The sequence below is a fragment of the Flavobacterium sp. K77 genome (assembly GCF_021608205.1).
In the GTDB taxonomy this organism is placed as follows: domain Bacteria; phylum Bacteroidota; class Bacteroidia; order Flavobacteriales; family Flavobacteriaceae; genus Flavobacterium; species Flavobacterium turcicum.
Genome location: NZ_JAKIHO010000001.1, coordinates 42,719 through 57,699, shown reverse-complemented (window position 1 = coordinate 57,699; position 14,981 = coordinate 42,719). Strand labels below are relative to the sequence as shown.

Below are 14,981 nucleotides of genomic sequence, written 5' to 3'. Positions count from 1 at the left end.
AATTTGGGTTTTATTTTATAATCAAATCGTGATGCGTAAAACCTATTTTCTAATGTTGTTTGTGTCTTTGTTGTTGTTTTCTTGTAAAAAAGAAAGCAGCGAACGCAACCGTCAATCTTCAGGAAAAATAAATACAATTTCGGTTATTATCGATGATCAACTTTGGAATGGTGAAATTGGAGATAGTATTAGAAACAAGTTTGCCTCTCCAGTAATTGGACTACCTCAAGAGGAACCCTTGTTTAATATCAATCAGTACCCTGTTAAGTTACTTGAAGGTTTTATGACCGCAACTAGAGCTATTATTGTTGTTAAAAAAGCAGACAAGAATACTTTCGAAATCAAAAAAAATCAATACGCCTCTCCTCAAAATGTTTTCCACATAACTGGTAAAACCGCAGCCGATATTATTACTTCTCTTGAAAGTAACGCTCCTCAAATGCTGCAAATTATTAAAAATGGGGAATTGACCGAGACCCAAAAACAGCATCAATCAGCGCTTATTGATCCAGCAATTATTAAAAATAAATTTCATATCGGCATTGCTATTCCTACAGGCTATGTTTATGTTTTGCAAAAACGTAACTTCATGTGGCTAAAAAAGGAAAATATTGGTGGTAATACTAGTATTTTGTTATACCAAATTCCGTTGGGAAGTATTAAAAAAAATGCCGAAGCTAGTAGTAGCATTATCAAAATGCGTGACTCTATTGGTAAATTATACATTAGTGGCAAGGAACCCAATACCAATATGATTACTGAAGAGGCATATGCTCCGTATTTTGCAAAAATAGAGTTAGATGGTAAAATAACCTACGAGACTAAAGGAACTTGGCAATTGAATAATGATTTCATGTCAGGACCTTTCATCAATTACGCTATTGTTGATCGTGCTTACAACAGAATTTTAGTATTAGAAGGTTTTTGTTACGCGCCATCCAAAGATAAACGCGATTTAATGCACGAATTAGAATCCATTATAAAATCAGTCACGGTTGTAAAAAGAAAGCGTTAAAATGCTTTAATTTGCATTTCAAAATAAATAGAACACAATGACAATTCAATGGGAAATCAAGGCGTTTGATGCGCTTACAGTACATGAACTATACGATTTATTGCAACTGCGTAGTGAAATATTTGTTGTAGAGCAAAACTGTGTTTATTTAGACCTTGACGGGAAAGATAAAGTAGCCTTGCATCTTTTAGGAGTTTATGAGGGTGCAATTGTAGCACATTCTAGATTGTTTCCTGCTGGTGTTAGTTTTGATAATGCATCAATTGGTCGTGTTACTGTATCTGCAAAGTACCGAGACAGAAAATGGGGTCATGAATTAATGCAACACTCTATTGCTGGCATTGCAGCTCATTTTAACGAAACCAAAATCACAATTGGAGCGCAGTTGTACTTGAAGAAATTTTACGAAAGTCACGGATTTATTCAAACTAGCGAAATGTATTTAGAAGATGATATTCCGCATATTGAAATGATTCGTGAATAGTTAAATTTTTAATATTAAAAATTCAACGCGTCGGTCTAATGCATCTCCTTGCCCTAAAGGATACCTGTTGCCGCAACCGGCATACTGCATACGCAAACTGTTAATTCCTTTTGAGGACAAATACTTGTATACGCTTTTGGCACGGTTTAAGGACAATTTTCGTTCTTTTGTGTCTTTGTCAATAGCATCTTCGTAATAACTTGGAGTACAACAAACATGACCTCTTATTTCAAACTCTAAAGTTTTTTTCTTTTGCAATAGGATCACAATCTTGTCAAGTTCGTTTTTGGTAGCGGCTGTTAATTTGCTGCTTCCTAGCGGAAACAAAATTGTTTCTAAGTAAATGCGGTCACCAACTTTTTGATTGTCTCTAAACGAATTGTAAATTCCTTTGCCATAGCTGTTCTTTTTGACCAAGAACAAGTCGACTCTACGATTTTTAGATCGTATTTCGGATAAATTTTCAATATCATCTTTTTGAATGATGACACGACCTTTGCCTTCAATAATGACAATTTTATTTTGATTGAATCCGTTGGCAGTCAGGATATCTTGCACTGTCATCACCCTTTTTTTAGATAAGTCGTAGTTGTAATCTTTTGCGCCGCGGTCATCGCAATACCCAAATATTTGTATAGATTCGATTTTAGTAGTATCGACGGTTTTCATAAAATCAACAATCACTTGTATTTGATCTTCGGGTAATTTGTGTTTGTCAAATTCAAAATATACCGTAGTCACTGCTCTGTTTTGAGAGTAGCAGGAACTAAAAATCAAAACAATAAGCAAGTGTAGCAATTGTTTCATTACATTTTTAAAATGGCTTTATATTCGGTAGCCGAGTTGAATATAGCTACTCCTCTTTTAATTTCAGTGTTATTTTTGGTGTAATATTGATACAAACCTTCTTGATACTGATATCTCTTGATGATTTCGTCAAGCAATAAATTCTTAATTTCTTTTTGGTGTTTGTCTAGTAAAGCACTTTCTGATTTTTGCAAAGCACTCAATAATTGCTGGTATTCTGCCTGAATAGATTCGTCTAGATTTTCTTTTTTGGCTGCGGCCAAAGTATTCTTCAGGGCCACTTCAGTCTCCGTGTCAAAATTAAATTTTTGGACTTTTAAAAACTGCTTAAAGTCAGCATAATCCGCATCGGTAATCACAGGGATTTGCTTTCCTAAGTTCGGATTTTTATAATAATACACGGTGGCATAATTAAAAATTCCATCATTTCGAAGTAATGCATTGGTAATTGGGCTTGATTTGGCTTCGTCTAATTCTACGTCGGGTTGAATACCGCCACCATCATACACGGTGCGTCCTTTTCGGGTTTTAAAAGCATTAAAATTCTTGGCTTCGGTTTTAATAGCCATGCCATTTTTGTCTTTTTTAGAATAATCCAAAGCTTGAATACATCTGCCAGAAGGTGTGTAATAGCGAGAAATAGTCACTTTTAGTTGTGTGCCAAAGGTTAAATCAACAGGTCTTTGCACCAATCCTTTTCCAAAACTACGACTACCAACAACAACAGCGCGGTCTAAATCTTGCAAGGCTCCAGCAACAATTTCAGAGGCTGAGGCACTTCTTCCGTTAACTAAAATTACCAATGGAATTGTAGTGTCTACCGGGTTTTGAGTGGTTTTGTAAGTGGTGTTATGTTTTTCAATTTTCGATTTTGTAGTTACGATAACTTCGTTTTTTTCTACAAAAAGATTACAGATGTTTACTGCTTCATTTAATAAACCGCCCGGATTGTCGCGCACATCCAAAATAATGCGTTCAGCGCCTTCTTTTTTGAGTTGTTCAAGTGCTTCTTTAGTTTCATTCGAAGCTTTTTTGTTGAAATGCGCTAGAACAATATAGCCTGTTTTGTCGTCAATTTTTGCAAAAAACGGTACTGATTTAATAGCAACTTCGTCAAGAACAATTTCGGTTGTATTTGTTTTTCCTTGACGTAGGTATTTGATGGTAATTTTGGTATTTTTGGCACCTTTTAAAAGTTGCGAAGCATCATCTTTAAAATCAGCTAAAAGCACATCTCCAATTTGAATTATAGCATCGCCAGGACGCAAGCCTGCTTTGTCTGCCGGAAAGTCTTTATAAGATTCTTTGATAATCAACTGATCTTCCTTGCGGGTTAACATGGCGCCAATACCGGTGTACTCGCCAGTATTATTGATCTTAAATCGAACGACATCTTGCTCATTAAAATAAACTGTGTACGGGTCTAAGTTGGCAAGCATTCCTTTTATCGCTTTGTCCATTAAGTCTCCCGGATTGGTTTCATCAACATAATTCCTGTTCAATTCTTTGAAAAGAGTGGTGAAAATTTCAATTTGCTTGGCTATTTCAAAAAAGTCGTCTTTAAAACTGCTTCCAATAAACAGAAAAGAGGAAGCAACAACTGGAATTATAAATTTTTTTTGAAGAAAGTTCATAGGTTGGTGTAAGTAAATTAGAAGTCACTAAAATAACAATAAATCGTTTAATAGTTGGCTATTGACAGCTGAAACATTCGATAGAATTTTCAAATGTCGTTAACCTTTTACGATTTAGTACTGTCTTGGTTTTCGGTTGTTGGTTTCGGACTGTTTTGAGCCACAAACTTTTCAAACAATTGTTTTGTTTTTGTGTTGATTTCTTGATAAGTCAAGCGTTCTTTGGTTTGGTAAAAAAACATAAACGAATATGGTTGGTCCAGATTATCAATCAAAAGGTGTTTGTTTAATCGGTACGTTTCACGCAAAACGCGCTTAAAGTAATTTCGATCTACTGCTTTTTTAAAATTCTTTTTTGAAACGGAAACTCCCATTTTTATTTTCCCGTCCAAGGTGTCGTTTGGGCCAAATGAACCTGCTTTGTAAACCAATCGCAAAGGGTATTTTGAGACTGATTTGCCCTCAGTAAACAACAATCCAATGGTGATTTTGCTCTTTAATTTTTCTGATTTTGGGTAGGTGAAATTCATTTTTGCTGAATAAAAAATTGGTAGTATAACCCGCAAATTTACGATTTAAGCAATAGCAAGTATATTATTTTGCGTTTAAATAGTGCTAAAAATATATTTATTACTTTTGTCGCAAAATTGTAACAGCATGCAAAAACTAATTTCCTATCCTATTTCCGTAATTTATTATCTGTGTTTCGGTCTTACCTTGGTTATTTTTCACCCTATTCAATGGGTTTGTTTCAATGTTTTTGGCTACCAAGCCCATAAAAAAAGTGTTGATTATTTGAACTTTTTTCTGGTAAAGTGTACCAACTTACTAGGAACGCGTTATACTTTTAAAAATGTAGAGAGCATCCCGAAAAATGTACCCTTGATTTTTGTGTGCAACCACCAAAGTATGTATGATATTATTGCAATGATTTGGTATTTACGCCGTTTTCATTGTAAATTTGTAAGCAAGAAGGAACTAGGCAGCGGTATACCCAGTGTTTCCTATAATTTACGTCACGGCGGATCAGTTTTAATTGATAGAAAAGACCCTAAGCAAGCCATTCCGGTTATCAAAGGATTGTCAGAGTATATTGAAAAACACAAACGATCAGCAGTTATTTTTCCTGAAGGAACCCGCAGTAAAACTGGTGTTCCCAAAGCTTTTTCTCAAACAGGCTTGAAAATTTTGTGCAAAAACGCACCTTCATCCTACGTAGTTCCTGTAAGCATAAACAATTCTTGGAAAATAGTTAAATATGGGTTTTTCCCCGTAGGTTTAGGAAATCGCCTTACCTTTGTAATACATAAACCGCTAGCAGTGAGCGAATACAACTTTGCTGATTTGATGGAGAAAACCGAAACAGCAGTTGTTCAAGGAATAAAAATTTAATTTATATATAATGTCAATAAAAAACATTCGATTAGAAGTAATGCAGTTTTTGGAAAAAAACGTAGATAGCTTTGTCGATCAGTACCTGATTCCTGTTGAAAAAATATGGCAACCAACTGATTTTTTACCCAATTCTCAAAGTGAAAATTTCTTTGATGAGGTTAAAGAATTACGCGAAATAGCCAAAGACTTACCATACGATTTTTGGGTTACGCTTGTAGGTGATACCATCACTGAAGAAGCTTTGCCGACCTACGAATCTTGGTTGATGGATGTAGAAGGTGTTGATAACGTGGAGCGCAATGGTTGGGCTAAATGGATTAGACAATGGACAGGTGAAGAAAATCGTCACGGTGATCTATTAAACAAATACTTGTACTTATCAGGTCGTGTAAATATGCGGGAAGTTGAAATGACTACGCAACATTTGATCAACGACGGTTTTGATATTGGTACGGGTACAGATCCTTACAAGAACTTTATTTACACCAGTTTTCAAGAGTTAGCTACCTACGTATCGCACAACCGTGTGGCGCAAATGGCTAAGAAATATGGTGATAACAAACTATCTAAAATGTGCAAAATGATTGCTGGCGATGAAATGCGTCACCACCATGCATACAGCGAGTTTGTGAACCGTATTTTTCAAATTGATCCAAGCGAAATGATGTTGGCTTTTCAATACATGATGAAAGCTAAGATCGTAATGCCAGCTCATTTTTTAAGAGAGTCTGGTGAAAAAATTAGTAGTGCTTTTGAGCAATTTTCTGATTCTGCACAACGTATTGGGGTATATACCGCTGCTGATTATGTAGACATCATGCAAAAATTGATCGACAAATGGGAAATTGATAAGATAGGAAACTTAACTGACGAAGCTGAAAAAGCGCGTGATTATTTGATGAAATTACCAGCTAGAATGGCTAAAATTTCAGAACGATTGGTGATTCCCCAAGAATCGCACATCTTTAAGTGGGTTGAGCCTGCTTTGGTGCGTTAATCAATTCAAACAAAATTATAAGATGTTGAATGCTATTGTATAAACGATAGTGTTCAGCATTTTTTTTAAACCAAATTTTAATGAACTCAGAACAATTAATTACAGATACAATTGCTTTTGTAAAACAAGAATTGCAAAATGCAGAGGGCGGCCACGATTGGTTTCATATCGAGCGTGTGTACAAAAATAGTTTGCTTATTGCTAAGACAGAAGCCTGTGATGCTTTGGTAGTACAACTGGGCGCTTTGCTGCATGACATTGCAGATAGTAAGTTTCACAACGGAGACGAAACCGTAGGACCGAGAGTAGCCAAAGAATATCTAGAATCGAAAGCAGTTTCTCAAAATGTTATTGATCATGTGGTGCTCATTATTGAAAACATCTCGTACAAAGGTGGTAATTTTGAAAAGAAATTCAGTTCAAAAGAATTGGATATTGTTCAAGATGCCGATCGATTAGATGCGATTGGAGCGATCGGAATTGCTAGAACGTTCAATTATGGGGGTTTTAAGAATAGAACGCTCTATGACCCTGAAATTGGCCCAAGAACAGGCATGAGTAAGGAGGAATATAAAAATAACGATTCGCCTACGATCAATCATTTTTATGAGAAGTTATTGCTTTTAAAAGATAAAATGAACACCGAAACTGGTAAACAAATAGCACAACAGCGTCATAAATACATGGAAGGTTTCCTTTCTCAATTTTATGCCGAATGGGAAGGAGAGAAGTAGTAACAAAAAAGAGAGCTCAAATGGCTCTCTTTTTTTTGTTTTTTATTTCCCAGTAAAAACTGCTTTTCTTTTTTCTAAGAAAGCCGTTGTTCCCTCTTTAAAATCTTGCGTTCCAAAACATTTACCAAAGGCTTTAATCTCGGCTTCATAGCCGTTTTTTCCTTCTTTAAAGTTGGCATTTACAGCCTTGATAGCTTTGCCAATGGCATATGGAGAGTTTTTAATTATTTTGTTAGCAATAGTCATACAAAACGCTACTAGTTCTTCTTGAGGTACCACGTGATTAACTAATCCCATTCCGTGAGCTTCGGTAGCTGTTAGCATTCCGGCAGTCATAATAAGTTCCATAGCGCGACCTTTTCCAACTAATTGTGGCAAACGTTGCGTTCCTCCGTAACCCGGAATTACGCCCAATGAAACTTCAGGTAAACCCATTTTTGCATTGTCTGATGCTACTCTAAAATGACATGCCATCGCCAATTCTAAACCACCACCCAATGCAAAGCCGTTAACCGCTGCAATTACAGGAGTTTTTAAATTTTCTATGAAATCGAATAATTTTTCTTGTCCTTCAGCAGCCAATTGCGTTCCTTCTTCAATAGAGAAATGAGCAAATTCTGAAATATCAGCACCAGCAACAAAAGCTTTTTCACCGCTACCAGTTAGTACAATCGCTCTTATTTCGTCATTTTTGGCCAATATTTTAAACGCTTTGTGCAAGTCAGAAATCGTTGCAACATTTAGCGCATTCAGTTTTGTAGGACGATTAATGGTAACCGTGGCAATGTTATTTTCAGTTGTAATTAAAATGTTTTCGTAGTTCATATATTTTGTTTTTATGTGTGCAAAATGGGTAGCGATACCGTAAAAGTGGTTCCTTTTCCGAATTCGCTCTCAAAGGTAATTGTTCCTTTATAATTTTCAATAATGTTTTTTATGATTCCAAGACCAAGCCCCATTCCACTGCTTTTAGTGGTAAATTTAGGTTCAAAAATACGATGTACATCACTTGCCTGAATTCCAACTCCATTATCTGAAACGGTGATCAAAACGGTATTCATTTCTTTACGAATGGTAACGGTAACTTTCTTTTCCTCTTGCTGCTCCGGTATGGACTGAATGGCGTTTTTGGCCAAGTTGGTAATTATCCTAATGAGTTGCGTACGGTCAATTTTAGAAATAATTTCGGGTGATTCGCTTTTAAATTCAATATAATCTTCGTTAAAAATATCCATGGCAAGCTCAACCACTTCAACTACATTCAGTGTTTCGTTTTGTTGTGCTGGCATCGAAGCAAAGTTTGAAAATGCCGAAGCCACAGCGCTCATGGTATCAATTTGTTGAATGAGTGTTTCAGAGTAATCATTCATTTTTTGTTTGACGTTGGCATCAGTGGGGTCAAATTTACGCTGAAAACTTTGCACGGTTAAACGCATTGGAGTCAACGGATTTTTGATTTCGTGCGCCACTTGTTTGGCCATTTCGCGCCAAGCGCCTTCTCGTTCGCTTTGAGCCAATTTAATAGCACTTTTTTCTAATTCATCCACCATGGCGTTATAGGCTTTGATTAGCAAATTAATTTCTTTGCTGTTGGCCTCCAAAACAATTTTTTCGTTTTTTTGGTTCAAGCTAGTTTCACTCAACTTGTCAGAAATGGTTTTGAGTGATTTAGTAATATAAGATGATAAAAAATAGGCTAGCGCAAAGGCCATTACCAACATAAAAGTATACACTTGGCCTAATCGAATCAGGAAGTTTTTGAGCTCGTTTTCGTAATAGCCATCATCCTCTACGTAAGGTAAATTTAAAATACCAAGAGGTTTGAATTTGTCGTCTTTGATTTGACTAAATGCCGAACGGTTTTTTTTACCTTCAATCGTTTTAATGTCTACATACCTTTTTTCAATAGAAGAGCGTACGAGTTTTAAAATGTATTTCGGGATAGGTGGCGCTACTTTATCAACTGAAAAGGACTCTTTTGAGGATTTTAATAATTTCCCATCCAAACTGTAAATATTGATTTCAATATTGTGGATGTGTGCCAATTCGTGAATTTTATCTTTAAAAATCAGATCTAAATTCGCGGCATTCAAAGGATAAGTGGTCGTAGAAAGAATAAAATTAATGTGCTGTTTTACTGCATTTTCATTGCGTTCAAGGCGTTCTTGATGGTATTCTTTAGCTTCATTTTTAAACTGAATAATTGATATTGAGGCTAAAATTACCGAAGCCATTAATATCAATACAATCATGGACAGGAAAATCCTAATCCGTAGTGAAAGCATAGCTATTTTGAAGCTTGTGAACATGTTGATTAATTTACAATATCGGTTTACTGTCTGGTTTTGAATCAAGAATTGTTTCGTTCTCTAATTTTTTTATAAAATTTAAAACCAAGCATGATAATAATAGAGAAAAGAAAAATCCCAATTACTCCGTATATCCAATTGACGGCGTTTTTTAAAATCACTAAAAACACCACAGCAAACAAAATAATGGTAGCTCCTTCATTCCATAATCGCATGAAATTAGTAGAATATTTTACTTCATTTCGTTGCAATTGATTGAAAATTTGCTGGCACTTGGCATGGTACAAATACAGCGCAAAAACAAAGCCAAGCTTTACGTGCATCCATGGCATTTGTAACCAAGCTTGGCCTAGTTCCGTAAAAAACAACATCCAAAAAGCAAAAACACTTGCTAGAATCGCTGATGGCCAAGTGATGATATACCATAAGCGGTACGTCATTATTTTGTATTGGTTTTGTAAGATTTCTTTTTCTGGTGAGGGTTTTGCAGCAGCTTCAATTTGATACACAAACAATCGTACGATATAAAACAAACCTGCAAACCATGTGATTACAAAGATGAGGTGTAGGGATTTAATGTAATTATAGAATTCCATTTTCAATATTTTTTAATTTTTTATTCATTTCTCGGTGCAAAAAGTAAGCAGTGAGCACTGTTGAAAGTACATCTGCAATAGGAAAAGCAATCCATACGCCAAAAATACCTAAAAAATTTGGTAGAATGAGTACCAACGGAATCAAGAAAAACCCTTGCTTACTCAAAGTTAAAAGCAATGCCTTTTTAGCTTTCCCAGCCGCCTGAAAATAAGCCGCACCAATTAATTGTATTGCTATAATGGGCGAAGCTGCAAAAACCCATCGCAAAGCATCGGGAGTTTGTTGCACTACTTGTGGGTCGCTTGTAAAGATTGAAACTATAGATTGTGCAAAAACTACGATTATCAAAAAAATAATTGTTGCTAAAATTGCCGCGTATTTTATAGAGAGTGCAACACTTTCTTTGACACGTGCGTGATTTTGCGCTCCGTAATTATAACCAGCAATAGGTAAAAAACCTTGTGTAATTCCTAAAATAGGGAACAAGGCAAACATTAACATGCGACTTATAATGCCATAAATAGTAACCGAGTGTTCGCCGCCGTAAGTGTATAGAGTGTGGTTTACAATAATCGCCAAAATACTTACTACTCCTTGTCGGGCAAAGGTGACAAAGCTAAGCGTAATAATTTCTTTGCTAATAGCGGTTTGTAATTTGAAATGTTTTATTTCTAGTTTTAGTTCGCTTTTAAAAATAAAGAACCAGCCTACAAATAAAAAACAAGTAGAGTAGGAGATTGCTGTGGCCAATGCAGCGCCTTGCATCCCCATATTTAAAAAACGAATAAAAAGAATGTCTAAACCAATATTTACAAAGGCCGGAATGATCATAGCCACCATAGCAAATTTTGCTTTGCCTTCGGCACGAATAACATTGTTTCCCATCATACAAAGTGCTAAAAAAGGAACACTTAAAATAATTGGCATAAAAAATTCTTTCGCAGGTTTTAAAATAGCACCTTTTGCTCCAAAAAGGTGTAGCATTTCAACACTAAAAAAAAGGCCAGCCACTACAAAAATAGAGGCTAGCACAAAAGTTAATGTGATTTGATTCCCGAAGGTATAAAGCGCTTTTTCGCGATCTCCGGCGCCTAGTGCTCGTGACAGTACAGAGCCACCACCAACCCCAATTGCCATACCAAGCGATGAGATCAAAAATGTTATAGGAAGTACCACGGTAACCGCAGCAATTGCTAATGAGCCAATCCATTGTCCTACAAAAATGGTGTCGATTAAAATGTTGACCGACAAAAATAATATTCCAATTGATGCGGGAACGGCTTGTTTGAACAAAAGTTTTTTGATGTCCTGCGTGCCTAATTCATCGGCTTTTACCGCCATTTATGCAGTAACAGTTTCGGCTGTTGCAGTACTTGTTGTCGTTACTTTTGACCAATTTGTAATCCAGTTGCTTACTGTTTTGCACCAATCATCACTATCATTTAAACAAGGAATTGCCATGAATTTTTCGCCACCGTGGTGCAAAAATTCTTCGTTGGCTTCCATTGCAATTTCTTCCAAAGTTTCTAAACAGTCAGATACAAATGCAGGAGTAACTACAGCAAGATTTTTAATTCCTTTTTCAGGCATTTTGTTCACCTCTACGTCAGTGTATGGTCGTAACCATTTGTCACCCGCTAAACGAGACTGAAAGGTCTGGCTGTATTTTCCTTCTGGAATTCCCAATAGTTTAACTACCTGTTTGGTAGTTTCGTAACATTGATGACGGTAGCAAAACTCATGCGCTGGTGATGGTGTGTTGCAACAAGATCCATCAATTTTGCAGTGTGATTTCGTAACATCTGTTTTACGAATGTGACGTTCTGGAATTCCGTGGTATGAAAACAACAAATGATCATAATCAAAACCTTCTAAATGACCTTTAATGGAGTCGGCTAAGTTTTGTAGATAGTCAGGTTTGTTGTAAAACGCAGGTACTATCGTGAATTTCATTTCAGGGAAATATTTTTTGCGGTGCTCTTCGGCTAATTCTAAAATGGTTGTAGTAGAGGCCATAGCGTGTTGTGGGTACAACGGAAACAACATTACTTCGGTCACTCCTTTGTCGTGCAGTTCTTGTAAACCAGACAATAAGGATGGATTTCCGTAGCGCATTGCCAAAGCAACTGGCACATCAACTTGCGCTTGCACTTTTTCGTGCATACGACGCGAAATAACAACAAGCGGCGACCCTTCGTCCCACCAAATTCTTGAGTAAGCTGCAGCTGATTTTTTAGGTCTCGTTTGTAAAATGATTCCACGTACCAATAATGCACGCAATAAAAACGGAACGTCTATCACGTATTTATCCATCAAGAACTCATCTAAATACGGCTTTACATCTTTTGGGGTTGGACTTTCTGGAGAGCCTAAGTTTACTAATAATACACCTTTCATGTTGTTGTTTTTTGTTAGAACAAAAGTAATTAAACTTACTTTTTATATCCGGAGATTAACTATTTTTTATTTATCGTTTAATATCTAAAATCAATGCCCTAATTCATGTTTGGGTTAATAGACATTAGGTATTTTTTTGGCGTAGTGGCAAATTTCTTTTTGAACGCTGCAATAAAATGACTGCCGGTACTATAGCCGATTTTTAATCCTACTTCGTTCACGTTGTAGGAGCCGCTATCGAGTAGTTTGCGTGCAAAATCCATTTTGTAATCAAATAAAAATCCGTAAACGGTGTCGCCATAAATTTGTTTGAATCCCATTTTCAACTTTTTGATATTCAGCCCCACCTCGTCTGCTAATTCTTGCAATCCCGGTGGCTCTGCCATGTTTAAAATGATGATTTCTTTGGCTTTTTTTATTTTGATTACATTGTCTTCATCAATCAAGAACGGACATTGCTCCGCATTTGGATCCTCGGTACGGTTAAAATACAAGCTCAACAACTCGTAGCCTTTCCCTTTGTAATACAAGTTTTTAATAGAAGGATGCAAATTGTAATGAAACAATTGCGACAATACGATTGCCATTGATGGACTTATATTTCCTTCGTTATAGTATTTTTTGTCCTTATTATCAGCACTCAAAAACGTGATGTAATCAGCTTCGGTAGAGAAAAGAGCGTGAAATTTTTTTATAGAAATTATTACAGAAATAACCCATGAATTTGGAGCTAACTCTAAGTTCAAGGGCAGTTCTTTTTGCGGATTGTATAAAAGCAGCGACTTTTCTTCTTTTAGTTCTAAAGCATAGTTACCCTGATTAAACAAAAACTTGGCATTTCCTTTTAGACCAAAATGAAATTGAATTAAACCACTTGTAGTTTCACGCTGCGCAAACAATGGGGCCGAACTGTCGTTTTGAAACCGAATTAACGTAAAATCGTTTTCAATGTTAATTTCTTCTTCCATGTTTTGATTTCTTTTTTAAAATTTTCAATCCACAGCTAGGCATTAGATTGTTTTTGTCTTTCAAAATTAAATCTTTTTCACGGTTTTATAGAGCGTACGCCGTAATTTTATACAAATTTTATTCTTTGTGCCTTATTTTACGGTAGCATCAATTTCGATGTTAATCTTGTTTGATACTTTTCGTTTTACAACAGCAGGAATAGCAATATTGTAATCACTTGCATTTACTGCAAAGTTCGATACAATCTTAATACCTGCAGCAGTCTTACTAATTTTTGCAGTCGTTTTAACATCATTCGTTTTGCCATGCAACTCTAATTTACCGGTTAGCGGAAACTCTTTTGGTGTTTCACTAAGGTTTTTTACGTCAAAGCCAGAAAGTTTACCTTTAAAAGTAGCTTTTGGGTATTTATCGCTTTCTACGTAGTTTTCGTTAAAATGTTCCTCCATAAGTGCCACTTTAAATCGAAAACCTTTTACTAGTGCTAAACTTGCAATTTCTCCTGTGTTAGGATTCAATACAAATGTGACATTGTTGTTCGAGGCTTTAACTTCTTCAAAAGATGAAACCGATCCTTCAAAGTTAATTTTACCTGTTTTAGTGATCATTTTTTCTTGCGCAAAGCCTGTTAGAGTTAGGCATAATAACGCTAAAGTTATTAATTTCTTCATTTTCAATTATTTATTGTTCTAATAATCCGTCTTGTTGCCATTTTGCAACTAAATCTATCGTAGCTTGTGGCATCCTTGGCCCGCCTTGTGGCATTAGTAAACCATTACCGTTAGGAAGAGAGATGCGGTTTAATAAACCACGATTTGTAATCGATTCTTTCACCTGTGCGTATGTTACTAATGAATTGGGTGCGCCATTTCGTGGTACTGCAGCATGGCAAACTACGCAATTGTTGTCAATAATTGATTTAATGTTTTGATTGTAGGTCACTTTGGCCGTAGAATTAGGAGGTGGCGTTGTTGTAAGTGTTTCTGAATCCTCATTGCTGCAGCTTGTCAAAAGTGCAACAAACGTTAAAGCTGTGAATACTAATTGTGATTTCATGTTTTTTGTTTTAAATTTAGCGTAAATTATTAATTTTTAAATAATTACCAATAGTAGTAAATTATAATTGCATTTACGATAAAAACGAAGCTTTAGTTTTAATTAATATTAAAAAAAAATGACAAAACCATAAGAATCTTTTTCTCGTATATTTGATAAATTTAAAAACTTGTACACCATGAACAAAAAAATACTTGTAGGAATTGCACTTGTAGGAGTAGTTGCTGTTTCTTCTTATCTGTTTTTATACAAAGAACATCGCGATATTAAAACTGAAACAGCTGATTATGTGGTTTCTATTCCTAATATGGATGTTGAATTTCAAGCCAATGATAGCGTTGCCAATGCCAAATATTCAGACAAAACTATTGAATTGGTCGATGTGGTTACTAGTGTTGATGAGGCAAATAACGGAATTGTGTTAGGTGAAAAAGTTTTTGGAACTTTTGCAGAAAAAACATCGCTTAAGGATTTGACGGGAAAAACTATAACCGTTAAAGGTAGATTTTTAGGTTATGATGAATTAGTAGAAGAGTATAAATTAGATCAAATTTCGATAATTAAATAAACAACAATTTTAAAAACCC

Annotated in this window: 17 protein-coding genes; 6 read left to right on the top strand and 11 right to left on the bottom strand. The window is 35.7% G+C overall.

What is annotated here, in order from left to right; genetic code table 11:
• The first annotated feature begins 31 nt into the window (after positions 1 to 31).
• The gene (locus L1S34_RS00290; RefSeq protein ID WP_236361479.1) at positions 32 to 1,015 is read left to right on the top strand and encodes a DUF4837 family protein; all 984 of its coding nucleotides are present in this window, start codon (positions 32 to 34) and stop codon (positions 1,013 to 1,015) included.
• Between the two features lie 37 nt (positions 1,016 to 1,052).
• Complete coding sequence (locus tag L1S34_RS00285; protein ID WP_236361476.1) at positions 1,053 to 1,499, top strand: GNAT family N-acetyltransferase; 447 nt, start codon at positions 1,053 to 1,055, stop codon at positions 1,497 to 1,499.
• Here the strand turns inward: L1S34_RS00285 and L1S34_RS00280 are convergent, their stop codons facing one another.
• The 3 genes from L1S34_RS00280 to rnpA all read right to left on the bottom strand — a co-directional run bounded on the left by L1S34_RS00280 (position 1,500) and on the right by rnpA (position 4,470).
• Positions 1,500 to 2,306, bottom strand: a complete 807-nt coding sequence (locus tag L1S34_RS00280; RefSeq protein ID WP_236361461.1) for an OmpA family protein — start codon at positions 2,304 to 2,306, stop codon at positions 1,500 to 1,502.
• The gene (locus tag L1S34_RS00275) at positions 2,306 to 3,940 is read right to left on the bottom strand and encodes a S41 family peptidase (RefSeq protein ID WP_236361458.1); all 1,635 of its coding nucleotides are present in this window, start codon (positions 3,938 to 3,940) and stop codon (positions 2,306 to 2,308) included. Before L1S34_RS00275 ends, L1S34_RS00280 begins: the two co-directional genes overlap by 1 nt.
• Before the next feature lie 107 nt (positions 3,941 to 4,047).
• Positions 4,048 to 4,470, bottom strand: a complete 423-nt coding sequence (gene rnpA, locus L1S34_RS00270) for a ribonuclease P protein component (RefSeq protein ID WP_236361456.1) — start codon at positions 4,468 to 4,470, stop codon at positions 4,048 to 4,050.
• A 127-nt stretch (positions 4,471 to 4,597) separates the two neighbouring features.
• On the opposite strand from rnpA, the gene L1S34_RS00265 reads away from it, so the two are divergent.
• The 3 genes from L1S34_RS00265 to L1S34_RS00255 all read left to right on the top strand — a co-directional run bounded on the left by L1S34_RS00265 (position 4,598) and on the right by L1S34_RS00255 (position 7,066).
• On the top strand, positions 4,598 to 5,332 hold the full coding sequence (locus L1S34_RS00265; protein ID WP_236361453.1) for a lysophospholipid acyltransferase family protein: 735 nt from the start codon (positions 4,598 to 4,600) through the stop codon (positions 5,330 to 5,332).
• A gap of 10 nt (positions 5,333 to 5,342) precedes the next feature.
• A complete protein-coding gene (locus L1S34_RS00260) occupies positions 5,343 to 6,332 on the top strand; it encodes an acyl-ACP desaturase (protein WP_236361451.1) in 990 nt (329 codons plus the stop codon).
• Between the two features lie 80 nt (positions 6,333 to 6,412).
• Positions 6,413 to 7,066: an HD domain-containing protein gene (locus L1S34_RS00255; protein ID WP_236361448.1), complete on the top strand. Its 654-nt coding sequence runs from the start codon at positions 6,413 to 6,415 to the stop codon at positions 7,064 to 7,066.
• 42 nt (positions 7,067 to 7,108) lie between these two features.
• Here the strand turns inward: L1S34_RS00255 and L1S34_RS00250 are convergent, their stop codons facing one another.
• The 8 genes from L1S34_RS00250 to L1S34_RS00215 all read right to left on the bottom strand — a co-directional run bounded on the left by L1S34_RS00250 (position 7,109) and on the right by L1S34_RS00215 (position 14,394).
• A complete protein-coding gene (locus L1S34_RS00250) occupies positions 7,109 to 7,891 on the bottom strand; it encodes an enoyl-CoA hydratase/isomerase family protein (RefSeq protein ID WP_236361446.1) in 783 nt (260 codons plus the stop codon).
• An 11-nt stretch (positions 7,892 to 7,902) separates the two neighbouring features.
• A complete protein-coding gene (locus L1S34_RS00245; protein WP_236363171.1) occupies positions 7,903 to 9,318 on the bottom strand; it encodes an ATP-binding protein in 1,416 nt (471 codons plus the stop codon).
• Between the two features lie 98 nt (positions 9,319 to 9,416).
• Positions 9,417 to 9,971, bottom strand: coding sequence for a CopD family protein (locus L1S34_RS00240; RefSeq protein WP_236361443.1), 555 nt, complete (start codon positions 9,969 to 9,971; stop codon positions 9,417 to 9,419).
• Positions 9,958 to 11,313 (bottom strand): MATE family efflux transporter, encoded by a 1,356-nt coding sequence (locus L1S34_RS00235; protein WP_236361441.1) that lies wholly within the window; start codon positions 11,311 to 11,313, stop codon positions 9,958 to 9,960. Before L1S34_RS00235 ends, L1S34_RS00240 begins: the two co-directional genes overlap by 14 nt.
• Positions 11,314 to 12,369 carry a ferrochelatase gene (gene hemH, locus L1S34_RS00230; protein ID WP_236361437.1) on the bottom strand — a complete coding sequence of 352 codons (1,056 nt, stop codon included), beginning with the start codon at positions 12,367 to 12,369 and terminating at the stop codon, positions 11,314 to 11,316. It abuts the gene before it with no gap.
• A 98-nt stretch (positions 12,370 to 12,467) separates the two neighbouring features.
• Entirely contained in the window at positions 12,468 to 13,337 is an 870-nt protein-coding gene (locus L1S34_RS00225) for a helix-turn-helix domain-containing protein (protein ID WP_236361434.1), read from the bottom strand.
• 132 nt (positions 13,338 to 13,469) lie between these two features.
• A complete protein-coding gene (locus L1S34_RS00220; RefSeq protein ID WP_236361431.1) occupies positions 13,470 to 14,009 on the bottom strand; it encodes a YceI family protein in 540 nt (179 codons plus the stop codon).
• A gap of 10 nt (positions 14,010 to 14,019) precedes the next feature.
• Positions 14,020 to 14,394 carry a cytochrome c gene (locus tag L1S34_RS00215; protein WP_236361409.1) on the bottom strand — a complete coding sequence of 125 codons (375 nt, stop codon included), beginning with the start codon at positions 14,392 to 14,394 and terminating at the stop codon, positions 14,020 to 14,022.
• Positions 14,395 to 14,572: 178 nt separating this feature from the next.
• Between L1S34_RS00215 and L1S34_RS00210 the strand changes: the two genes are divergently transcribed.
• The gene (locus L1S34_RS00210) at positions 14,573 to 14,962 is read left to right on the top strand and encodes an OB-fold protein (protein WP_236361406.1); all 390 of its coding nucleotides are present in this window, start codon (positions 14,573 to 14,575) and stop codon (positions 14,960 to 14,962) included.
• Positions 14,963 to 14,981 lie beyond the last annotated feature (19 nt).